Source organism: Pseudomonas sp. NY8896 (assembly GCF_039634505.1).
On sequence record NZ_CP132350.1, the window covers coordinates 2,993,918 to 3,017,022 of the forward strand.

18 protein-coding genes and 1 pseudogene are annotated in these 23,105 nt (G+C 62.7%); 12 read left to right on the forward strand and 7 right to left on the reverse strand.

Going from position 1 to position 23,105, the window contains the following annotated elements:
- Positions 1–85 precede the first annotated feature (85 nt).
- From Q9451_RS13585 to tam, 3 genes are all read left to right on the forward strand, one after another.
- Entirely contained in the window at positions 86–910 is an 825-nt protein-coding gene (locus Q9451_RS13585) for a phytanoyl-CoA dioxygenase family protein (RefSeq protein ID WP_012272994.1), read from the forward strand.
- Between the two features lie 80 nt (positions 911–990).
- Entirely contained in the window at positions 991–2,382 is a 1,392-nt protein-coding gene (locus Q9451_RS13590; RefSeq protein WP_012272993.1) for an amino acid permease, read from the forward strand.
- A 136-nt stretch (positions 2,383–2,518) separates the two neighbouring features.
- Positions 2,519–3,295 (forward strand): trans-aconitate 2-methyltransferase, encoded by a 777-nt coding sequence (gene tam / locus Q9451_RS13595; protein ID WP_012272992.1) that lies wholly within the window; start codon positions 2,519–2,521, stop codon positions 3,293–3,295.
- Here tam and Q9451_RS13600 read toward each other — a convergent pair.
- Positions 3,285–3,656, reverse strand: coding sequence for a DUF2784 domain-containing protein (locus Q9451_RS13600; RefSeq protein WP_012272991.1), 372 nt, complete (start codon positions 3,654–3,656; stop codon positions 3,285–3,287). The two genes, tam and Q9451_RS13600, sit on opposite strands and share 11 nt — an antisense overlap.
- 23 nt (positions 3,657–3,679) lie before the next feature.
- A complete protein-coding gene (locus Q9451_RS13605; protein WP_012272990.1) occupies positions 3,680–4,576 on the reverse strand; it encodes a LysR substrate-binding domain-containing protein in 897 nt (298 codons plus the stop codon).
- 243 nt (positions 4,577–4,819) lie between these two features.
- On the opposite strand from Q9451_RS13605, the pseudogene Q9451_RS13610 reads away from it, so the two are divergent.
- The 5 genes and pseudogenes from Q9451_RS13610 to Q9451_RS13630 all read left to right on the forward strand — a co-directional run.
- Positions 4,820–6,067 (forward strand): annotated as a pseudogene (locus tag Q9451_RS13610) (MFS transporter); the annotation flags it as partial.
- Positions 6,068–6,150: 83 nt separating this feature from the next.
- Entirely contained in the window at positions 6,151–7,542 is a 1,392-nt protein-coding gene (locus Q9451_RS13615) for an FAD-dependent oxidoreductase (RefSeq protein WP_012272988.1), read from the forward strand.
- A 97-nt stretch (positions 7,543–7,639) separates the two neighbouring features.
- A complete protein-coding gene (locus tag Q9451_RS13620; RefSeq protein WP_012272987.1) occupies positions 7,640–8,353 on the forward strand; it encodes a YebC/PmpR family DNA-binding transcriptional regulator in 714 nt (237 codons plus the stop codon).
- A gap of 137 nt (positions 8,354–8,490) precedes the next feature.
- The gene (locus Q9451_RS13625) at positions 8,491–9,435 is read left to right on the forward strand and encodes a LysR family transcriptional regulator (protein WP_012272986.1); all 945 of its coding nucleotides are present in this window, start codon (positions 8,491–8,493) and stop codon (positions 9,433–9,435) included.
- A gap of 82 nt (positions 9,436–9,517) precedes the next feature.
- Positions 9,518–10,930: a DOPA decarboxylase gene (locus Q9451_RS13630; protein ID WP_012272985.1), complete on the forward strand. Its 1,413-nt coding sequence runs from the start codon at positions 9,518–9,520 to the stop codon at positions 10,928–10,930.
- Positions 10,931–10,965: 35 nt separating this feature from the next.
- Here the strand turns inward: Q9451_RS13630 and Q9451_RS13635 are convergent, their stop codons facing one another.
- Positions 10,966–12,339: an MFS transporter gene (locus Q9451_RS13635; RefSeq protein ID WP_012272984.1), complete on the reverse strand. Its 1,374-nt coding sequence runs from the start codon at positions 12,337–12,339 to the stop codon at positions 10,966–10,968.
- A gap of 288 nt (positions 12,340–12,627) precedes the next feature.
- Between Q9451_RS13635 and quiC the strand changes: the two genes are divergently transcribed.
- Positions 12,628–14,535 (forward strand): 3-dehydroshikimate dehydratase QuiC, encoded by a 1,908-nt coding sequence (quiC, locus tag Q9451_RS13640; RefSeq protein ID WP_012272983.1) that lies wholly within the window; start codon positions 12,628–12,630, stop codon positions 14,533–14,535.
- 136 nt (positions 14,536–14,671) lie between these two features.
- Here the strand turns inward: quiC and Q9451_RS13645 are convergent, their stop codons facing one another.
- Entirely contained in the window at positions 14,672–15,340 is a 669-nt protein-coding gene (locus Q9451_RS13645) for a class I SAM-dependent methyltransferase (RefSeq protein WP_012272982.1), read from the reverse strand.
- A 90-nt stretch (positions 15,341–15,430) separates the two neighbouring features.
- Between Q9451_RS13645 and Q9451_RS13650 the strand changes: the two genes are divergently transcribed.
- The 3 genes from Q9451_RS13650 to Q9451_RS13660 all read left to right on the forward strand — a co-directional run bounded on the left by Q9451_RS13650 (position 15,431) and on the right by Q9451_RS13660 (position 19,462).
- On the forward strand, positions 15,431–15,943 hold the full coding sequence (locus Q9451_RS13650; protein WP_012272981.1) for a sigma-70 family RNA polymerase sigma factor: 513 nt from the start codon (positions 15,431–15,433) through the stop codon (positions 15,941–15,943).
- Positions 15,944–16,927: a FecR domain-containing protein gene (locus Q9451_RS13655; RefSeq protein ID WP_345960952.1), complete on the forward strand. Its 984-nt coding sequence runs from the start codon at positions 15,944–15,946 to the stop codon at positions 16,925–16,927.
- A 108-nt stretch (positions 16,928–17,035) separates the two neighbouring features.
- Positions 17,036–19,462, forward strand: coding sequence for a TonB-dependent receptor (locus tag Q9451_RS13660; RefSeq protein ID WP_012272979.1), 2,427 nt, complete (start codon positions 17,036–17,038; stop codon positions 19,460–19,462).
- A gap of 33 nt (positions 19,463–19,495) precedes the next feature.
- On the opposite strand, the gene Q9451_RS13665 is transcribed toward Q9451_RS13660, so the two are convergent.
- The 3 genes from Q9451_RS13665 to Q9451_RS13675 form a co-directional block, all read right to left on the reverse strand.
- Positions 19,496–20,359: a sensor domain-containing diguanylate cyclase gene (locus Q9451_RS13665; RefSeq protein WP_012272978.1), complete on the reverse strand. Its 864-nt coding sequence runs from the start codon at positions 20,357–20,359 to the stop codon at positions 19,496–19,498.
- Between the two features lie 73 nt (positions 20,360–20,432).
- Positions 20,433–21,761 (reverse strand): TolC family outer membrane protein, encoded by a 1,329-nt coding sequence (locus tag Q9451_RS13670; protein ID WP_012272977.1) that lies wholly within the window; start codon positions 21,759–21,761, stop codon positions 20,433–20,435.
- A 1-nt stretch (position 21,762) separates the two neighbouring features.
- On the reverse strand, positions 21,763–23,103 hold the full coding sequence (locus Q9451_RS13675) for an HlyD family type I secretion periplasmic adaptor subunit (RefSeq protein WP_012272976.1): 1,341 nt from the start codon (positions 23,101–23,103) through the stop codon (positions 21,763–21,765).
- Between the last annotated feature and the right edge of the window lie 2 nt (positions 23,104–23,105).

Here is a 23,105-nt window from a genome sequence, read left to right on the forward strand (position 1 = left end):
AAAAGCAATACTCGCTGTGCACCTTGCTTATTTCTCTTGAAAACTTGCGTGCGCCTGCCCCAATAAAAAGACTAAAGGGTGCTTTATGAATCAATACGCAGAATTCCAACTGAGCGATGAAACCATCGAGGCTTTTCAGCGTGACGGTGCTGTTTGCGTGCGTAACTTGTTTACGCCGGAAGAAGTTGCACTGCTCGAATCCGGCATTGAACAGAACTTGAAAACCCCAAGCGAGCGCGCCAAGGTGGCGAGTCGTCCTGATGACCCCGGTTGGTTCTTTGAAGACTTCTGTAATTGGGGCGATATCACCGCCTATCGTCAGTTCATCTTCGAGAGCCGGGTAGGGGGTGTTGCAGCCCAACTCATGAACAGCGAGACAGCCCGGCTTTATCACGATCACCTGCTGGTCAAGGAGCCTAATACGCGCCAGCGGACGCCCTGGCATCAGGACCAGCCCTATTACAACATCGATGGGCGCCAGAACTGCAGCATGTGGATGCCAATCGACCCTGTTGCGAGGGAGTCCACCCTCGAATTCGTGGGGGGCTCGCACCTGGGGCCGTGGCTGATGCCGCGCAGCTTTCTCGACAGCCAGGCGCAATGGTTCCCGGAAGGCAGCCTGGCTGACTTGCCGGACATCGAGGCCGATCGCAGCGCCTGGAACATTCTCGGCTGGGAACTCTCCCCAGGCGATGCCGTGTTCTTCCACATGCTGACCTTGCATGCCTCTGGAGGTGTCGGGGGCAATCGTCGGCGTCGTGCCTTCTCGGTGCGTTTCCTGGGTGACGACATTACTCATGCACCGCGCCAGTGGAAAACGTCGCCACAGTTTCCCGGGCTGGAAACGCAACTGGCCAGCGGCGCCAAGATGAACCATGAACTGTTCCCGGTGCTGTGGCCACGGGCTTGATGATTGAAATACTGCGTGCCTGATAAAACCGCGCAACCTGTGCGTTGTGCGGACCTGATAATAAAATCAAGAAGGTATCTATGAACGCTCAATCTTCACACCAGCTGAAGCGGGGTCTGTCTACCCGACATATTCGTTTCATGGCGTTAGGCTCCGCTATTGGCACCGGGCTGTTCTACGGTTCGGCATCGGCAATAAAACTGGCAGGCCCTTCTGTTTTACTTGCCTACCTCATAGGTGGTGCAGCCATTTACATGATGATGCGCGCCCTCGGCGAAATGGCGGTTCATAACCCGGTATCTGGCTCGTTCGGACACTATGCCAGCCAGTATCTAGGTCGTTACTTTGGTTTTCTGACGGGTTGGAGCTACGCGTTCTCGATGTTGGTGGTGTGCCTGGCGGATGTGACCGCGTTTGGTGTCTACATGGGGCTGTGGTTCCCTGAAACACCCGCCTGGATCTGGGTGCTCGGGATCGTCTTCTTTATCGGGGCGCTGAACCTGTGTAGCGTGAAAGTGTTCGGCGAAATGGAGTTTTGGCTGTCGTTGCTGAAGGTGACCGCTATCGTTGCCATGATTGTGGCAGGCGGGGCTGTACTGCTGCTGGGCATCCAGTTGAATGACGATGCGGGCACGGTTGCCGGTATCTCGAACCTGTGGAGCCACGGCGGGTTCTTCCCCAATGGCATCGGTGGGATGATTGCTTCCTTCACTGTCGTCATGTTCGCCTTTGGCGGGGTCGAAATGATCGGCATCACGGCAGGCGAAGCAAGGGACCCAAAGCGCGTGCTGCCAAAGGCGATCAATTCAGTGCCGTTGCGCATCCTCTTGTTCTATATCCTCACCCTGTTGGTACTTATGTCCATTTACCCTTGGACCGGTATTGGCAGCCACGGCAGCCCGTTCGTACAGATCTTCAGTGGCCTGGGCATCAGTTCCGCGGCCACCGTGTTGAACATCGTGGTCATTTCCGCTGCTGTTTCAGCGATCAATAGCGACATTTTCAGTGCCGGGCGCATGATGTACGGCATGGCGCAAAACGGCCAGGCGCCTGCCGGCTTCGCCTCACTGTCGCGTTTCGGCGTGCCGTGGATGACGGTTGCTGTCATGGGTGTCGCACTGCTACTGGGCGTGGTATTGAACTACTTGGTGCCAGAAGGCTTGTTTCTGGTGCTTGCCGCAGTCGTCACCTTCTCCATTGTCTGGGTCTGGTTGATGATTCTGCTGTCGCAAGTGGCCATGCGGCGTGGCATGAGCAAGGAGGAGGTTGCTGCACTGGATTATCGAGTGCCACTGTGGCCAGTAGGGCCCGCTTGCGCGATTGCTTTCATGGTCTTCATTTTTGGCGTTCTTGGTTGGTTCCCAGCCAGCCGCACGGCCATGTACGTCGGGGTAGGCTGGTTGATCCTGCTATCCCTGGGCTATTGGCTTTGGGGCGTGCGTACACCACGCCCGGTGTCTGCCAGCGCTTAGGTGTTGAACCGCTTGCGTCCCGGCAATGGAATGCCGAGATGCCGCGAGCGATGGTGCAGTGTGTGGACCGTTAGAGGGTGGCCACAGGCGACAGATGGCATATGCTGAACACATTGTCCGCCCCAAGGAGCTTCACATGGCCTGGTCCGCCACCCAGTATTCCCTGTTCGAAGACGAACGCACCCGCGCCGTACGCGACCTGCTTGCCGCCATCCCGTCACGCCCGGTGCGCCACGCCACCGACTTGGGCTGCGGCCCTGGCAACTCCACCGAAGTGCTGCTGCAGCGTTACCCCGACGCTCAGGTGACAGCGCTGGACAGCGACCCAGACATGATCGACAAGGCTCGCGAGCGCAAGCGGCTGTGCATCCCGCGGGTACGCACGGTCATCGCCGACATTGCCGGCTGGACGGCCCCCGAGCCGCAGGACCTGATCCTGGCCAATGCCTCACTGCAATGGCTGCCCGACCACGCCTCGCTGTATCCGCACCTGGTGCGCCAGTTGAGCGAAGGCGCCAGCCTGGCCGTGCAGACGCCAGATAATCTCGACGAACCGGCCCACCGGCAGTTGCGCGAAATCGCCAGCCAAGGCCCCTGGGCGGCCAAGTTCGCTGACTTCCAACTGCCGCCACGGCACAGCGCGGCGTTCTACTACGACCTGCTGAGCCCGCTGTGCGCGCGGGTGGACGTGTGGCGTACCACCTATCACCATCCGTTGGCCGGCGGCGCCGAGGCGGTGGTGGAATGGTTCAAGGGATCGGCATTGCGGCCTTACCTGGCCAGGCTTGATGAGCAGGAGCAGGTCGACTTCCTGCAGATGTACCTGCAAGCCCTGCAGCGCGACTACCCGCCGGCCACCGATGGCAAGGTGCTGTTGCCGTTCCCGCGGTTGTTCGTGATCGCTACCCGCTAGGGTGGCGCCAGCGCCAGGCCACGTAGCTGTAGATGCACAGGTTGAGCAGCAGCACGATGCTGCCCAACAGCAGCTGCACGTGCGGGGTCAGCCCGGTGGGGTAGATCAGCGGCCAGATGTAGTGCTCGACGAAACCGCCTTGGTAGCCTGCGTCACCGGCGGCACTGCGCATGCGGTTTTCCCAGCTGGTGAGCGGGCAGCCCAGGTGCAGGCATTCCACCGCCAGGCCCCAGGCCAGGGCCGGCAGGTGGATGAGCAGGGCAGGGCGCCACCTGAGCACCAGCAAACCGCCGAACAGCACCAGCAGGATGAAGGCCAGGTGTAGCAGCACCAGGGTGTCGGCGGCCAGGCGGTAGAGCATGGGCGTGGGTTTGTGGGCTGAGGTTATCCCAGCATAGTCGGGTTGCCTGCACTGGCCTCTTCTTCAACCATCTGCAAGAAGGTCGCCACCACGCGTCGTGTGCGCTGCTCGCTCAAGCACACCAACGTCTCGGTCAAATGCCGCTGACAATCCACAATTGGCAACGCACACACTCGCGCATCAGCGCCAAATTCCGCCGCCGACACCACCCCCACGCCAATCCCCACCACCACCGCCTCACGCGCCGCTTCCCGGCCCTCCACCTGGATCGCCGGACGAATCCGCAGCCCCGCCCGTTGCATCTCTTCCTCCAGTGTCTGGCGCGTCACTGAACCAGGCTCACGCAGCACAAGTGGCATGTCATCGAGGTCAGCCAGGCTGATCGACCCACGGCTGGCCCATGGGTGGTTGTGCGAAACAAACGCCACCATCGGGTCGCGGCGCAGCGGTAGGCAATGCAGGCGCTCATCGTCGACATCCCGGCCCAGCAAGGCCAGGTCTGCCTGGTAGCTGAACAACCGGGCCAGCGATTCGTCAGTATTGCCGGTCTCGATTTTCACCTGAATACCTGGGTAACGCTGGCAGAACCGGGCGATCTGCGGCAGCACGTGCACCGGCGCATCCACCGCCAGCACCAGGCTGCCGGTGTGCAGCGCGCGCGAGTCCTGCAGCAGGTCATGGGCTTCGGCCTCGCAGGCGAACAGGCGCTGGCTGATGCCCAGCAGGCGCTCGCCCAGGTCGGTGAGCTGTACCGAGCGCTTGTTGCGGTGGAACAGCAAAACGCCGAAGCGCTCCTCCAGTTTGCGCACCTGGTCCGACACCGCAGGCTGGGTAAGAAACAGCTTTTCCGCTGCACGGGTAAAGCTGCCGTGTACGGCCACCGCGTGGAAAGCCTTGAGTTGTGCGTGGGAAACCGACATGACGACCTCAGTAACAAGCTGGGCTTATGTGTGTAATACGATAAATCGATTTTATTTATCTTAGCGCAACTGTTTCCATGCATGTCAGCCCGACGCTGGCACCACGAATGCCGCCAGGGCCATGGTGCCCACACGGTGCCATCTGACCCGATGACAGCTTTGTCATCGCTGTGCGTAACACAAGAACAAGACAGGCGTTTCTTCACATTCTGCCGGCACACTTGAGCAAGAGGTCAGACTCACATGAATCAATCCCTAGCCGCGTTCAAACGCTGGCGCATCCAGATTTTCGCTATCACCTGGCTGGCCTACGCCGCCTTCTACTTCACCCGCAAAGCCTTCTCGGTGGCCAAGCTGGGCATCGCCGAAGACCCAAGCTTCATGCTCGACAAGGCCGCCATGGCCAACCTCGACGCCATCTACCTGGCCGCCTATGCCGTAGGCCAGTTCACCTGGGGCATGCTTGCCGACCGCTTCGGCCCACGCGTGGTGGTACTCGGTGGGTTGCTGATTTCTGCGGCGGCGGCGGTGGTGATGGGCAGTTACGCCACCTTCCCGATCTTCGCCACCTGCATGCTGGTGCAGGGCCTGGCGCAGTCCACCGGTTGGGCAGGGTTATGCAAGAACATCGGCAGCTTCTTCCCGGCCTCGCAGCGCGGGCGGGTGCTGGGGCTGTGGAGTTCCTGCTATGCCTTCGGCGGCCTGGTGGCCTCGCCATTCGCCGGCTGGTGGGCCTATACCCTGGTCGGCACCTGGCATGCGGCGTTCTTCTCCAGCGCAGCCGTGGTGGCGCTGGTGGCGGTGCTGTTCTTCTTCTTGCAGCGCAACAAACCTGAAGACGTCGGCCTGCCGGCGGTGGAGCCCGAGCCGCAGAGCATGGCCCCCGCTGACAACCTGTGCAGTGTGTGGGCGCCACTGAGGGAGATCATGCGCAACCGCACGGTGTTGACCCTGGGCCTGGCGTACTTCCTGCTCAAGCCTGCGCGCTACGCCATCCTGCTGTGGGGCCCGGTGATCGTCTTCGAGCAGATGCCCTCGGTGGGCAAGGTGGGCGCGGCAATCATCCCGACCGCCTTCGAGCTGGCCGGGCTGCTTGGCCCGATCATGATCGGCCTGGCCTCCGACAAACTGTTCGGCGCCCGGCGCATGCCGGCCTGCGTGATCAGCCTGGTGCTGCTGACCGTGACCCTGGCGGCGTTCATGGCGGCCATGCACACCGGCAGTGTGATCCTGGTGGTGGCTTTGCTGTTTGTCATGGGCCTGACCCTGTACGGGCCGGACTCGATGATCAGCGGCGCGGCGGCCATCGACTTCGGCACCGCCAAGGCCGGCGCCACCGCGGCCGGCTTCGTCAATGGCTGCGGTTCGGTGGGGGCGGTGTTGGGCGGGCTGCTGCCGGGTTACTTCGACGGCGTCACGGTGTTCATCGTGTTCGCCGGCTGTGCACTGTTCTCCGCGCTGGTGTTGCTGCCGCATTGGAACAGCCGCCCAGCCTCCAGCGCGCAAAGCAATGACGTGGCACCGAACACCAGCATGGCAATCAAGCCACTGCGTACCTAAAGGAAAGCGAGCGAATGAGACCCTTCTGGCTGCAACAGGCCCTGGAATCGACGCAGGAGGCGGTGTGCCCGCCACTGCAAGGCGATGCCCGTTGCGATGTGTGCATCGTGGGCGGCGGCTACACCGGCCTATGGACGGCACTGATGCTCAAGGAAGCGGTGCCGGCCCTGGATATCGTGTTGATCGAGGCCGACATCTGCGGCGCCGGTGCCAGTGGCCGCAATGGTGGTTGCGCCTTGTCCTGGTCGGCCAAGTACTTCACCCTCGAACGCTTGTTCGGGGTGGCCGAGGCGGTACGCCTGGTGCGTGAGTCGGAGCGCAGCATCGGCGACATTGGCGCGTTCTGCGCAGCCAATGGCATCGACTGCGACTACCGCCTGGACGGCACGCTGTACACGGCCACCAATGCAGCCCAGGTGGGTGCCACCGATGCCGTCATCGCCGCGCTGGAACAAAAGGGTATCAACTCGTTCCGCCGCCTGCCGCTGGAGCAGGTGCAGCGCCTGGCAGGTTCTGCGCGGCATCTGGAAGGCTGGTTCTCGCCGGCCGCCGCCACCGTGCAGCCGGGCAAGCTGGTGCGTGGCTTGCGCCGGGTGGCCTTGCAGCGTGGCGTGCGTATCTTTGAGGGTACCGCCATGACTGGCCTGGAGCATGGCGCCCCGGTGCAGGTGCGCACGGCCCATGGCACGCTGCGCGCCGACCGCGTGGTGTTGGGCCTCAATGCCTGGATGGCGCGGGCCTTCCCGCAGTTCGAGCGCAGCGTGGCGATTGTCTCCAGCGACATGGTGATTACCGAACCGTGCCCCGAGCTGTTGAGCCAGATCGGCCTGGACAGCGGTATCAGCGTGCTCGACTCGCGTATTTTCGTGCACTACTACCACAACACCGCCGATGGCCGGCTGATGCTCGGCAAGGGCGGCAACACGTTCGCCTACGGCGGGCGCATGTTGCCGGTGTTCGACCAGCCGTCGCCGTACCGCCCCTTGCTGCGCGAAAGCCTTGGCGGGTTTTTCCCGGCCTTGGCCGAGGTGCCACTGGCGGCCAGCTGGAACGGGCCGTCGGACCGCTCGGTGACCGGTTTGCCGTTCTTTGGTCGCTTGGACGGGCAGGGCAACGTGTTCTACGGCTTTGGTTACTCCGGCAGCGGCGTTGGCCCGTGCCATATGGGCGGGCAGATTCTTTCGTCGCTGGCGCTGGGGCTGGACAACCCGTGGACCCGCTCGCCACTGGTCAAAGGGCCGCTGGGCCTGTTCCCGCCCGAGCCGATCCGCTACCTGGGCTCACTGCTGGTGCGCAATGCCATTCGCCGCAAGGAGCACGCCGAAGATCGCGGTTTGCGCCCGCGCCGGTTGGATGTGCGGTTGGCGCGGTTTGCGGCGGCGGCGGGCAAGGCCGATAAAGGCTGATGAGATTTCTTGTCGATCCCATGCCTGAGGGCGTATAAAATGCACCCACTTTTGGCCGGTCGCTTCCTGAACCGGTCGCTGAAACAAGAGAGTCGACATGGGCGCACAGTGGAAAGCCAAACATAGAGAAACAGCAGCCAATGCCAAAGGCAAGATCATGGGCAAGCTGTCCAAGGAAATCCAGATCGCTGCCAAGTCGGGTGCCGATCCCGACATGAACCCGCGCCTGCGCCTGGCCATCGTGCAAGCCAAGAAGGCTTCGATGACCCGCGAGACCCTGGACCGGGCAATTCGCAAGGGTGCTGGCCTGGACGGCGATGCCGTGCAGTACCATGCGGTGAGCTATGAAGGCTTCGCACCGCATCAGGTACCGCTGATCGTCGAGTGCCTGACCGACAACATCAACCGTACCGTCGCGCAAATCCGTGTGCTGTTCCGCAAGGGCCAACTGGGCGCCAGCGGTTCGGTAGCGTGGGACTTCAACCATGTAGGCCTGATCGAAGCCACCCCTGCAAGCGCTGACGCTGATCCGGAAATGGCCGCCATCGAAGCCGGTGCCCAGGACTTCGAGGAAGGTGAAGAAGAGGGCTCGACCCTGTTCATCACCGACACCACCGACCTGGACGCAGTGCAGAAGGCGCTGCCGGAACAGGGCTTCACCGTCACCTCGGCAAAAATCGGCTACACCCCGAAAAACCCGGTAAGCGCAGCCAGCCTGAGTGCTGAAGCGCTGGCTGAGGTTGAAGCGTTCCTCGAGGCGATCGACGAGAACGATGACGTGCAGAACGTGTACGTTGGTCTGACTGACTGATCTGCGTAACGGGCCGCTTTACGGCCCATCGCGACACAAGGCCGCTCCCACACAGGTTATGCATTCCCCTGTGGGGGCGGCCTTGTGTCGCGAAACGAGGGCAAAGCCCTCGCCTGCGGTCTGGAGCCGAACCCTCGATGAACCCCACCTTCGCCTCCCTAAGCCTCGCCCACCTGCGTACCCTCGACCACCTGCTGCAGCTGAAAAACCTCAGCCACGCTGCCGACCGCCTGGGTGTCAGCCAGTCGGCCCTGAGCCGGCAGCTAGCCCACCTGCGCGAAGCCTTCGACGACCCGTTACTGGTGCGCCAAGGCCGCGGCTACGTACTCAGCGAACACGCCGAAGCGCTGGTTGAACCGCTGCGCCAGGTCCTCGAAGAACTTCACGCTCTGCGCCAGCCCGCAGTGTTCGACCCGGCACGCTGCGAGCGGCGCTTCTGCCTGGCGGCCTCTGACTATGTAGCCGAACACATGCTGCCGTTGCTGGTGGCGGCGCTGGAGCGTGAAGCACCAGGCGTATCGCTGGAGTACCGCACTTGGCAGGCTGGCCAGTATGCCTTGCTGGCCAGTGGCGAAATCGACCTGGCTACCACCTTGTTCGACGAGTCGCCACCCAACCTGCATGGGCGCTTGCTGGGTGAAGACCGCGCCGTGTGCCTGATGCACCACGACCACCCGCTGGCAGCGCATGCTGCACTCAGCCAGGCCGACTACCTGGCGCACAAGCATGTGCGCATTTCCGGCGGTGGCGACAAGGACAGCTTCATCGACCGCCACCTGCGTGCACAGGGGGTGCAGCGGCGGGTCAGCCTGGAAGTGCCGTTCTTTTCCGCCACCGTGAAAGTCATTGCCAACAGCCAGGCCGTGGCCACGGTTCCCGAGCACATCGCCCGGCAGTTATGCCGTTTGCATGACCTGGCCTGGCGGCCGCTTGGCTTCATCGACCACAGCCAGCGCTACTGGGTGGTGTGGCACCAAAGGCTGCAGGCTTCGGCCGAGCACCGCTGGTTCCGCAACCGCGTGTTCGAGCTGTGGCGCCAGTCGCAGTTCGGCGTGCAAGGCGGGCATGCGGGTTCGCCATAGCAGGTATGCACAACGTGGGGTTATTCGGTTGGGCACGGGTGCCTAGACTGGGTGGCAGTGGATCACCCAAAGGAGCCCCCACGTGACCCCCGAACAATTCCGCCAATACGGCCACCAACTGATCGACCTGATCGCCGACTATCGCCAAACCGTCGGCGAACGCCCGGTCATGGCCCAGGTCGAACCTGGCTACCTCAAGGCCGCTTTGCCCGCAGCCGCGCCCCAGCAAGGCGAACCCTTCGAGGCCATCCTCGACGACGTCAACCAGCTGGTGATGCCTGGCCTGTCTCATTGGCAGCACCCGGATTTCTACGGTTACTTTCCCTCCAACGGCACCCTGTCCTCGGTACTGGGGGACTTCCTCAGCACCGGCCTGGGTGTGCTGGGCCTGTCATGGCAATCCAGCCCGGCCCTGAGCGAACTGGAAGAAACCACCCTCGACTGGCTGCGCCAACTGCTTGGCTTGTCTGGACAATGGAGCGGGGTCATCCAGGACACCGCTTCGACCAGCACGCTGGTAGCGCTTATCAGCGCCCGTGAACGCGCCACCGATTACGCCTTGGTACGCGGTGGCCTGCAGGCTGAAGCCAAGCCTTTGATCGTGTATGTCAGCGCCCATGCCCACAGCTCGGTGGACAAGGCCGCGCTGCTAGCCGGTTTTGGCCGCGACAACATCCGGCTTATCCCCACTGACGAGCGTTACGCGCTGCGCTCCGAGGCGTTGCAGGCGGCGATCGAGCAAGACCTGGCCGCCGGTAACCAGCCATGCGCCGTAGTTGCCACCACCGGCACCACGACGACCACTGCCCTCGACCCGTTGCGCCCGATCGGCGAAATTGCCCAGGCCCATGGCCTGTGGCTGCATGTTGACTCGGCCATGGCAGGTTCGGCGATGATTCTGCCCGAGTGCCGCTGGATGTGGGACGGCATCGAGTTGGCCGACTCGGTGGTGGTCAATGCCCACAAGTGGCTGGGTGTGGCCTTCGATTGCTCGATCTATTACGTCCGTGACCCGCAGCACCTGATCCGGGTCATGAGCACCAACCCCAGCTACCTGCAGTCGGCGGTGGACGGCGAGGTGAAGAACCTGCGTGACTGGGGGATCCCGTTGGGCCGTCGGTTCCGCGCCCTGAAGCTGTGGTTCATGCTGCGCAGCGAGGGCGTTGACGCGTTGCAGGCGCGGCTGCGGCGTGACCTGGACAATGCCCAGTGGTTGGCAGGGCAGGTGGGGGCTAAAGCAGAGTGGGAAGTGCTGGCGCCGGTGCAATTGCAGACCTTGTGCATTCGCCATCGGCCGGCGGGGCTGGAAGGGGAAGCGCTGGATGCGCATACCAAGGGTTGGGCCGAGCGGTTGAATGCGTCTGGGGATGCGTATGTGACGCCGGCGACGCTGGATGGGCGGTGGATGGTGCGGGTGTCGGTTGGTGCGTTGCCGACTGAGCGGGGGGATGTCGAGCGGCTCTGGACGCGCTTGCAGGAAGTGGTTGAAGGCTGACAATGCCGGGGCCGCAATGCGGCCCCGGCGGTCTATCAGTGGCTCACTGCCTGAAAGCTGCCTTTACGGCTAGCTTCATACGCTTCCTTCTCCATCGGCTTGGCCGCTGGGTTACCCAGGTCTTCCATCGCCAGGCGGTGGGTTTCCGGGGCAATGTAGGCCGCCAAGGCGCACACGCAGGTGATGAAGAACGCCAGGCTACCGACTACCAGCGGGATATTGTCCGAGCCAGGCGGGGCAACCAGTGCGAACAGCGCCGGCAGCATGGCAGTCAGCATGGTGCCGATGTTCTGCGCGATGGCCATGGCCGAAACGCGGTAGCGGGTGTGGAACAGTTCTGGGTAGAAGCTTGGGAACACCGCGTTGTAACCCTGATACACCATGCCCCACATCACGATCGAGGCGGCGAACGCCATTGGCACGTTCTGGATGCTGATTGCATACAGGTAGACGAAGGCCAGCAGACCAGAGCCCAGGCAGCCGGCGATCATGGTCGGGCGACGGCCGATCTTGTCCGACAGGTTACCCACGAACGGGATCACCAGCACCGCGACGATGTTGCCCACTACCGGTATCCACAGGTACACGCTCTTGTCGAAACCGATGCCATACGCCGGCTGCACCGCGTAGGCGGCACCGAAGATGGTGGCCACGACCGGGATCACGTTCATCAGCGCCATGAACATCACCAGCACCATGTGCTTCCAGCTGTGGCGGAAAGCTTCGCTGATTGGCGACTTGGCAACCTTGTCCTGTTTCTCTTCTTTCACGAACGCCGGGGTTTCGTGCACTTCCTTACGGATGATGAAGCCGGCAATCAGCACGATGGCGCTCATCAGGAACGGAATGCGCCAGCCCCATTCGGTGAAGGCTTCGCTAGGCATGAAGTAAGCCAGTGGCAGGAACACCGCCGCCGCCAGTACTTGGCCCGCTTGCACGCCCTGCAGGGTGAAGCTGGCGTAATAACCTCTTCGGCCGAATGGCGCGTGCTCCATGATCATGGAACTGGCCCCGGAGATTTCCCCGGCCACGGCAAAGCCCTGGATCAGGCGCAGTACCACCAGCAAGGCCGGTGCGAGATAACCGATGTCGTGGTAGGTGGGCAGCAGGCCTACGGCCATGGTCGACAGGCCCATCAGGAACATGCACAGCAGCAGGACGTTCTTGCGGCCGCGGGTATCACCCCAGTGGCCCAACACGAAGGCGCCGACCGGGCGCGCCAGGTAGCCCACGCCGTACGTGGCCAACGAGGCGATGATGGCCATTTTCGGGTCGGTATTGGGGAAGAAGATCTGCGGGAAAATCAGCGCAGCGGCCTGGGCATAGATGAAGAAGTCGTAGTACTCGAGTGCCGAGCCTATCCATCCACTGGCGGTCGCTTTCTTTGCTTGCGAGCTGGAGTGAGCCATCGTTGTCTCCGTTGTTATTGTTGTTTGCGCAGGTTCCGCCAGAGGTTATGCCAAGGCAGGAGGCAACGGTCGGTGTGCCTGCGTCTGTGGTTCATGTTGACCACGGGCCAGCGGTCTAGCAATTCGCCAAAACGGGTTTTGTGCGATAATCGAACGCAAAACTAACCATTCCGTACAAATGAATTGAAGCGAGGACTTTACCTGCGAATAATCGATCGTGCCATAAACTGTGCCCGTGGTTTCTACCTGACCGGCACCGTAATTTTCTAACAACAAGGAACTCCCGCCATGCAGCGTTCGATCGCTACCGTGTCCTTGAGCGGCACCCTGCCGGAAAAGCTCGAAGCCATCGCCGCCGCCGGTTTTGACGGCGTCGAGATCTTCGAAAACGACTTGCTCTATTACGCTGGCAGCCCGCGCCAGGTGCGTCAGATGTGTGCCGACCTGGGCATTGCCATCACCTTGTTCCAGCCGTTTCGTGATTTTGAAGGTTGCCGCCGCGACCGCCTGCAGAAAAACCTCGACCGCGCCGAGCGCAAGTTCGACCTGATGCAGGAGCTGGGTACCGACTTGGTGCTGGTGTGCAGCAACGTCCAGGCCGATGCCCTGGGTGATGAGCAACTGCTGGTCGACGACTTGCGTCTGTTGGCCGAGCATGCCGGCAAGCGCGGCCTGCGCATTGGTTACGAAGCCCTGGCGTGGGGCCGCCACGTCAACACCTATCAGCAAGTCTGGAACCTAGTGCGCCAGGCTGACCACCCGGCCCTCGGGGTGATCCTTGACAGCTTCCACACCTTGTCGCTGAAGGGCGACCCAAGCGCGATCCGCGACATCCCAGGCGACAAGATCTTCTTCGTGCAAATGGCCGACGCGCCGATCCTGGCCATGGATGTGCTGGAGTGGAGCCGCCATTTCCGCTGCTTCCCAGGGCAGGGCGAAATGGATATGGCCGGCTTCCTCGCGCCGATCCTTGCCACGGGGTACCGTGGGCCGCTGTCGCTGGAAATTTTCAACGACGGCTTCCGCGCCGCGCCGACCCGGCAGAATGCCGCCGACGGTTTGCGTTCGCTGCTGTACCTCGAAGAACAGACCCGCTTGCGCTTGGAGCAGGAACACACGCCGATCGAACCTGGCGTGCTGTTCACCCCGCCGGCGGCCAGCGCCTATGATGGGGTGGAGTTCCTCGAGTTCGCGGTCGACGAAGCCGTCGGCGCGCGCCTGAGCAACTGGCTAAAGCGCCTGGGCTTTGCCGAAGCCGGCAAGCACCGCAGCAAGGACGTTCAACTGTTGCGCCAGGGCGATATCAACATTGTCCTGAACGCCGAACCGTATTCCTTCGGCCACAACTTCTTCGAGGCCCACGGCCCGTCGCTGTGCGCCACCGCGTTGCGGGTCAAGGATCCGCAAGCCGCCTTGAAACGCGCCACCGCCTTCCGTGGCCAGCCGTTCCGTGGCCTGGTCGGCCCCAACGAGTGCGAAGTACCCGCGGTACGTGCACCGGACGGCAGCCTGCTGTACCTGGTGGAGCAGGGCACTGCTGGCCACACCTTGTACGACACCGATTTCAGCCTGGACAAGAGCGCCACTGCCACTGGCGGCCTGCGCCGCATCGACCATATGGCGCTGGCCCTGCCGGCCGAGTCGCTGGACAGCTGGGTGCTGTTCTACAAGAGCCTGTTCGACTTTGCCGCCGACGATGAAGTGGTGCTGCCCGACCCGTATGGCCTGGTCAAGAGCCGCGCCCTGCGCAGCCAGTGCGGCACCCTGCGCCTGCCGCTGAACATCTCGGAAAACCGCAACACGGCTATTGCCCATGCGCTGTCCAGCTACCGGGGGTCGGGTGTACACCACATCGCCTTCGATTGTGATGACATCTTCCGTGAGGTGGCACGGGCCAAGCTGGCCGGGGTTCCGCTGCTGGAAATCCCGCTCAACTACTACGACGACCTCGCGGCGCGCTTCGATTTCGACGACGAGTTCCTCAGCGAGCTGGCGTACTACAACGTGCTGTATGACCGCGACGCCCAGGGCGGCGAGCTGTTCCACGTGTACACCGAACCGTTCGAAGAGCGCTTCTTCTTCGAAATCATCCAGCGCAAGGGGGGCTATGCCGGTTACGGCGCGGCCAACGTCGCGGTGCGCCTGGCGGCCATGGCCAAGGCCCGTAGCGGCGCGGCGCGCAAGCCGGTCCTCTGACCCCAACGTGTAGGAGCGGCCTTGTGTCGCGATGGGCCGCAAAGCGGCCCCAAAAATTGATGCCGCGACACAGAACCTGGGGCCGCTTAGCGGCCCATCGCGACACAAGGCCGCTCCTACACCGACCGTGTATGCATCAGCGGCGCTCAGCCACCAGCAACAACGACTGCGGAACCGCACTCTGCGGGTGCTGTGGCTCCTGCAGGCTGACTAGCCTCAACCCTGCCATGTCCAGCGCATTCAGCCAGCTGGCCAGGGTACGGAAGTACCACGGCATCGGTTGCCAATCCCCCGCAAAACCGGCAAATGATTCTTCCCGCCAGCCATCCTGATAATCCCCACCGGCCACGCTCCATGGGTGCAACGTCTGGATCACCAGTGCGCCGCCCGGCACAAGCAGGTCATTCATTGCCGCCAGCAGCGGGATGATGTCCTGGTGCAGCAGCGCAAAGTTGGCACAAACGAGGTCATAGCCTTTGCCCACGTAAACCTCGCCCTCGGCCAATTGTGCGTAGCTGGCCAGGTGCACCTCGGCGGCGCCCACAGCACGTGCGGCATCCACCAGAGCCCTGTCACCATCGACGCCCACAGCCTCGATTCCACGGTCGTCCAGCGCGCGCAGCAGCCAGCCCTCGCCACAGCCCAGGTCAAGTACCCGTTCGGGCTGACGGCCGAGGATGGCCAGCAGAATGGCCTGGTCAGTGACTTGCCGGCGGCTCTCGATGGCGCCGCTGCGCACGGCATCGATCCAGGCCTGGGCGTTGTGCTGCCAACTGTCGAGCAGGGTGCTTTCAGGGTCAGACATGGTGGTGTCCCGGTAGTTGAACTTGCGTTGTGTTGAAACGCTACCTTAATATTGAAAACAATTCTCACTTGCGCAAACAGAATCGCCCCCATGAGCGACGTGCTACCTGGCTCCGACAATCACCTGCGCAATGTAGAAGCACTCTACAACGGCCACCAAGGCTGGCTGCATGCCAGATTGCGCAGGCGCCTGGGCAACGCGGTGGATGCAGCCGACCTGGTGCAGGATACCTTCGCGCGCATTCTGGCCTCGAAGACCGTGGTGTTTGACGAGCCACGCGCCTACTTGAGCTGTGTCGCAGGCGGCATCCTAGCCAACTGGTGCCAGCGCAAATCGCTGGAGCGTGCCTACCTCAAGGCCCTTGAACACTTGCCGGAACCCGAGGTGCCTTCGCCCGAGGCCCGCTTGCTGATTCTGGAAACCCTGCACGAGATAGATGCCATGCTCGACACCTTGCCGCCGTTGGTCAGGCGCGCGTTTCTGCTATCCCAGCTGGGCGGCATGAAGTACGCAGCCATTGCCGAGCAGCTGGGGGTATCGCTCATCACCATCAAGCGTTACATGAAACAGGCGTTTCTCCAGTGCTTGAGGCTGGTCGACTAGATGGTCGATGTCCAGCGTGCCGGCCCGGCGGATACCGAAGTGCTTGAAGAAGCGGCCGAGTGGTTGATGACCCTGAGTGCCGGTGATGTCACCGAGGCGCAACGGGCCGACTGGTTGGCCTGGCGCAGCGGCAGCCCGGCGCGTGCGCAGGCCTGGCAGCGTGCCGAACGGCTGATGGGCAAGCTGGAAGGTCTACCGCCGGCGCTGTCGATGTCGGCACTCGACCGCCCGGCCGACCCCGGCCGTCGGGCGATGATCAGCCGGGTGGCGTTGCTGCTGGCCGTGCTTCCGGCAGGTTGGGCCAGCTGGAGGCTGACCGACCAACATGGTTGGGCCGCCGACTATCGCTCGAGCGTAGGCGAATGCCGCCAGCTCACCCTGGCCGATGGTACGCAGGTCTACCTCAATACCGACTCTGCAATCGACATCCGCTTCGATGGCAACGAGCGTTTCATTCAACTGCGCCGCGGTGAAATCCTGGTGCAGACTGCGCCCGACATCGTGGTCCCGGCGCGGCCCCTACGGGTGGGAACACGGGAAGGGCGCATGCAAGCCTTGGGTACTCGCTTCAGTGTGCGAGAGCGGGATGGGCGCACCTGGCTGGCCGTTGTCGAAGGGGCCGTTCGCATCGAACCCGCCGGTGGAGGCGCCAATGCAGGCGCCGTTGTCCAGGCCGGCGAGCGGGTCGATTTCAATGCGCACAGGGTCGGCCGGCCCATGCCGGTCGACCTCACTGCAACGGCCTGGACCCAAGGCATGCTGCTGGCAGACAGCATGCGGCTGGACGAATTTGTGGCCGAGCTGGCGCGCTACCAACGGGGCTTCATTCGCTGCGACCCCCGCATTGCCGGCCTGCGCATTTCGGGGGCCTTTCCGGTCAGCGATACCAGGCGCAGCCTGAGCATGCTGGAGTCGACCTATGCCTTGCAGGTCTCCGCGCACATGAATGGCTACTGGACCCTGCTTTCTCCCGCGCAGCCCTGAAATGCAAGGTACAGCAAAAAAAAACGGCTACCTGGGTGATACTTTTTTCAATCTCGGCTGGCAACAGGAATGAACACTTCCATTCCCAGCCAGAAGGACCCGCCTTTCATGCCTGTTGCAAGTCGTCCATTCCGTAAGCGTGCTTTAGCTGTTGCTGTGCGCGGCTCCCTTTTTGGCGCAGTTCTGGTGGCAGGGGTTGGCCAGTTGCTGCCAGCCGTCGCGCAGCCCTTGGACGCGGTGGCCATCCGCACTTACCAGATTGCCCCGGGCCCGCTAGGGCGGGTCTTGTCCAGTTTCGCGCTGGCTTGCGGCGTTGCGCTTTCGTTTGAACCGGCATTGACCGATGGCCTGCACAGCCCCGGGCTTAGCGGCGCCTATTCGGCGCGGGATGGTATCGCCCAGTTGCTTGCCGGCAGCGGCCTTGAGCTGGTGGAGCTGAGTAACGGCAGCTATCAATTGATCCGCCAGCCAAGCAGTGGTGATAGCCTCACGCTGGCCGCTACCACCATCGAAGCCAATGGCATACGCCACGAAACCTTGCCTGAAGCCTACGCCGGGGGGCAGGTTGCGCGGGGTGGGCGGCTAGGCATGCTTGGCAACAAGGACGTGATGGATACGCCTTTCAGCGTTACCAGCTACACCGCAAAAACCCTCGCCGACCTGCAGACGGTTACCGTGGCCGATGCCCTGGAGCGTGACCCTTCTGTGCGTTCTACCGGGCAAACGGGTGGCATCGTCGATTCGTTCTTCATTCGCGGGTTCCCGGTGGGTGAAGGCAACCTGGGCGAACTGGCGTTCGATGGTGTGTACGGGGTTGCCCCCAATTACCGCGTGTTCACCGAATATGCCGAGCGGGTAGAAGTGCTCAAGGGGCCGGGGGCTTTGATGTACGGTATTTCCCCGAACAGCGGCGTTGGCGGCGTGATCAACATCGTGCCCAAACGCGCGCTCGCCGAGGATTTGACGCGTGTCACCGCCAGCTACAGCTCTGACACCCAGGTGGGTGGCCACCTCGACATCAGCCGCCGTTTCGGGGACCAGCGGCAATGGGGCGTGCGTTTCAACGGCAGCCTCGCCCAGGGCGACACGGCTATCGATGACCAGCAGCGTGCCTTGGACATTGGCGCCATCGCCCTGGACTATCAAGGTGAGCGCTTGCGCCTGAACCTGGACTTCATCAGCCAGAAAGAGCGTTGGGATGCCGCCTCGCGGCCCTTCACCGTAGCGCCTGGCTTCGGTGTGCCCTCTGCCGCCAGTGGTCGAACCAACCTGCCGCAGGACTGGGGCTGGTCGAATACCCGCGAACAATCAGCGTTGCTGGGTGGAGAATATGACATCAGTGACTCACTGACGGTGTTTGCACATGCCGGTGGCGGCAGGGCAGATGTGGCGCGGATGTCCGACCAAGTACCGAAAATTCTCAATGCGGCGGGCGACACCAGCAACACCCCCGGTTACTACAAGTTCAACGTCGATCGTTCCACCGCCGATGTGGGGCTGCGTGCGCTGTTTGAAACCGGAGCGGTCAATCATACGGTAACGGCCATGGCTACCCGCTACCAGGATGAGCTGTCACGCGGCATCAACTTCGGCAAGGAGATCGTTTCGAACATCTATCACCCGGTGGATGTGCCCAAGCAATACATCGCTGCGCCGAAGGTGAGCCGGGTGTCTGAGTCCGAGCTGACCGGCGTTGCCCTGACAGACACCTTGTCGGTACTCGACGACCGCGTGCAATTGACGCTGGGGGTGCGCCGGCAGGAAATCGAGTCGCGCAACTACACAGCGGGGGTGTTCACCACGCGCTACAACGACAGTGCAATTACCCCCGTCGTAGGCGTGGTGGTCAAGCCGTGGGAAAACGTCGCGCTGTACTACAACTATGTCGAAGGCTTGAGCAAAGGCGATATCGCACCGGACACGGCAACCAATGGCGGTGATGCCTTTGCACCCTACAAGACCAAACAGCACGAGCTGGGTGTGAAGTACGAACACAACACGTTCATGACCACAGTTTCGGTGTTCCAGATAGAAAAACCTAGCGGTGAGCTTGGCGCCGACCGCCGCTTCTCGGTCGAGGCCCAGCAACGTAACCGCGGTATCGAGCTGAGCATGTTCGGTGAGGTTGCACCGGGCACCCGGTTGCTGGGCGGCGTGACGGTGCTGGACGGCAAGCTGACGGATTCGGCAACCCCCGCCAACAAGGGTAACGAAGCGGTCGGCGTGCCGGACGTGCAGGCCAACCTGTGGGCGGAGTGGGATACACCTTGGGCTGAGGGCGTGACGCTGACCGGTGGTGCTATCTATACCGACAGCCAGTACATCGACCAGGCCAATACCCAGGCACTCGATGCCTGGACACGGTTCGACGTTGGGGCGCGCTATGCCACCCGGATCGATGGCCGCCCTACAACATTCCGGGCAACGGTGCAGAACGTGTTCGACCGCGAGTATTGGTCGGGCGTAGCTTCGTACGGCGCGATATCGCCGGGTTACCCGAGGGCGTTGCAGTTGTCGGCCACGGTAGACTTCTGATGCAGGCCCGGTGCCAAAGCGCAGGGGGTATCGTTACCCGGTCGCTGTGTGTTTTCGCTTGACCCGGTACATATCCCCGTCGGCATGGCGCAGCAGCATGTCGGCATCGTGGCCATCTTCAGGGAAGCACGCCACGCCGATGCTGCAGGAGGGCGCGTCGATGCCGGACAACTCCATGCCGAGTGGCTCGGCCATGGCTGCGAGAATACGGGCTACCTGCTCGGCGATGGCCTCTGGCGATGGGCAGTCGGTCAACAGCACGGTGAACTCGTCACCGCCCATGCGCGCCACCGTATCGGTTTCACTTACGCAACCTTCCAGCCGCCGTGCAAGCGTGCACAGCACCCGGTCACCCACAGCATGCCCGTGCACATCGTTGATTTCCTTGAAGTCGTTGATGTCCAGAAACAGCAACGCCAGCGTGTGATCGTGTCGCCGTGCCGTGGCAAGGGCGGTGTCCAGGCGTTCATTGAACATGGCCCGGTTGGCCAGCCGGGTCAGCGGGTCGTGATGGGCGAGGAAGCGCAGTTCATCTTCGGCCTGGCGCAAGGCGGTCACATCCCGCGCCACACCGATACGCGCTTGAGCCTCTTCGGACCAGCTGGCTGCCCACAGGATGTGCACGACGCCGCCGTCCTTGCGTACATAGCGGTTGCGGAAGTCGTAGTGCGCCTGGCCGTTCATCACCCGCACAATAGAGGCGCGCGTGGCTGCAAGGTCGTCAGGGTGCATGTAGTCGGTGATCGGTGTGCCAACCAGTTCGCAGGCTTTGTAGCCCAGCAACACTTCGCAGGCATCGCTGACGAAGACGATCTGGTTGTCCCTGTCGACCACGAACACCGTATCCAGCATCAGGTGGATCAGCCTGGGGTACAAGGCTTGCAGGTCTACGGGCATGGTTCAGGACGTCCGCGGCAAGGGTGACCGATCATAGCGCGAAGAAATGCGTCGCAGCTATGGGAAGTCAGCGTCAGTTGCTCACCATGAGTTCCGGCCCCAGGTAGCTGTTGACCTGTTCGATATCGTCATCCCCGAGGCTGCCCACCGAGGAGGCCAGGCGCAACCGTGACATCAGGTAGTTCAACTTGGCCTCGAACAGATCATGGCGGGCGTCATACAGCAGTTCCTCGGCGTTGAGCACGTCCGAATTGGTGCTGGTGCCGCCTTCCTTGAAGCCCTTGCGGGTCGAAGTCAGCGAGCGTTCGTTGGAGGCCACGGCCTTTTCCAGCGCATGAACGCGCAAGGCGCCACTCTGCACGCCACGGTACTCGCGGGTGGTGTCGGAAATCACCTCCTGGCGCGTTGCGTCGAGTTCGTCCAGGGCTTTGGAACTGTTGGCGCTGGCCTGACGGGTCAGGGCGCTCGTACTGCCGCCGCTGTACAGCGGAATGTTCAGCTCCAGCCCGATCGAGCTGTAGTGGTTGCGCTGGTTCAACTCGGATATCGACTGGCTGCTGCCAGCGGTATAGCCTGCCACGAAATCCAGGGTAGGGTAGTGCCCGGCGCGGGCGCGGTTGACTTCTTCTTCGGCCAGCTCGTAGTTGTGCCGGCGCGCATGAATCAGCGGGCTGTCGGCCTGGGCTTTCACCAGCCAGTCCTGCAGGTTGCCCGGCATCAGCGGCGGGGTGGCGAAGCCTGGCTGCAAAGTGGTCAGCGACTGCGGGGTTTCGCCAATGTATTCCTCCAGCTTGCGCCGGGCGTTGATCAGGTTGTCCTGGGCCTCGATCAGGTCGGCTTCGGCGAGGTCACGGCGGGCCACCGATTCGTCGACATCGGTGATGGTGCCGGCCCCCAGCTCCTTGCGCCGCTTTGCCGAGGCCAGTTGCTCTTCGAAGGCGTTCAACTTGGCCTTGGCCAGGGTGATGGTTTCGCTGGCCAGCAGCACATCGAAGTAGGCGTCGGCCAGGCGCACGGCGGCGTCCTGGCTCTTGGCATCGAACACCGCCACGCTATAGTCGGCCCGTTGCTGACCCTGGCGGTACTCGGCCATCTTCTGCTTGTTGAACAGCGGCTGGCGCAGGCGCACGTTGGCGCCTTTGGAGTCGTAGTCCAGGTCGTTGTCCTGGCCATTCTGGCGCTGGCTGCCATTGACCCTGTTGAAGTAGGCCGCTGCGTTGATCTGCGGCAGCAGGCCCGCCTCACCGATGGCGCGGTTCTCGCCGCCGGCTTGTTTCTCATGCACCGCGGCGCGGTAGATCGGGCCCTGGTATTGCAACAGGTCCCAGGCTTCCTTCAGGTCCATGGCACTGGCCTGAACGGCCACCCCCAACAGGCACAACAGCAGGCATGGGCGTTTCATGTCATTGCTCCTTGAACGCGGCGTCTACGCGTTCGAGCATGGGTTTGAGCAGGTAACTGAGCAGGTTGCGTTCGCCGGTCTTGATGGTGACGGTGGCGGGCATGCCGGGGCGAATATGGTTGCTGCCCAGCAGCCCCATGCCGGTTGGCGTCACTTCCACCTGGGCCAGGTAGAACGGCTGCTTGCTTTCTTCGTCGAGCAGGCGGTCGGCGGAAATGGTCTTCACCCGCCCTGGAATGTTCGGCGTCTGAGCATGGTTGAAAGCCGGGAAGGCGATGTCTACGGCCAGGCCTGGCACCATCTTGTCGATGGCCTGTACCGGGATCATCGCATCGACCTGCAGCGGCTGGTCGAGCGGCACCACTTCCATGATCTTGGCACCTGGCTGGATAATGCCGCCGACCGTGGCGATGCTCAGGCCCTGGACCATGCCGTCGATGGGCGAGCGGATCACCGTGTGGGTCACTTCATAGTCCAGCGCGCGCAACCGGTCGGCCAGGGTGGTGTTTTCCTTGGCGGTGTCGGTCAGTTGCGATTCCACTTCCTTCAGGTAGTCGTGCTGGCGTTGCAGCATGCGCAGCTTGATTTCGGTGGCCTGGCTACGCGCCCGGGCAATGTTGTTGAGGTTTTCGGCCTGGCCTGCGGCCAGGTCGGCATTGCTGCGCTCCAGCTCCAGCAGGCGGTTGCGCGGCACATAGCCTTCGGCGGCGAGTACGCGGGTGCCTTGCAGTTCCTGGTTGAGGAAGCCGATCTGCGAGGCGCGGGCGCCGTATACCTGCTGCAGGCCCTTGAGTTGCACCGCCGAGGCCGTGAGGTTTTCTTCGAGGATGTTCAGTTCACCGGCGAGCCCGGCGCGGCGGGTGTCGAGCAGCCGCTGCTGCAGGTCCATGGCTGCCAGCAAGCGTGGGTCACTGCCATAGTGTTCGAGCAGGGCGGGGTCGAACGTGACGTTGTCGCGGCCGTCGCGTTCGGCTTCCAGGCGGTTTTCCACGGTTTTGCTGACGATGTACTGGGCGCTGAGCGCGCCTTGTTCGGCCACCGCGCGCAGGGCATCGAGGCGCACCACTTCCTGGCCTTTTTTCACCACATCGCCTTCGCGCACCAGGATGGCCTCGACCGTGCCACCGCTCAGGTGTTGTACCGCCTTGCGGTTGCTGGTGACCTTGACCGTGCCGGTGGCGACCACCCCGGCATCCAGTGGCGCCAGGCAAGACCACAGCAGAAAGCCGCCAAAGCCGGCAATGACCATCCATACCCCCCAGCGTGCTGGGCGGCCTGCATCCAGGTCGATCAGGTTGTTGGCTTCGGCGGGGATCAATTCGGCGTGCTGAATGATCTGCATGG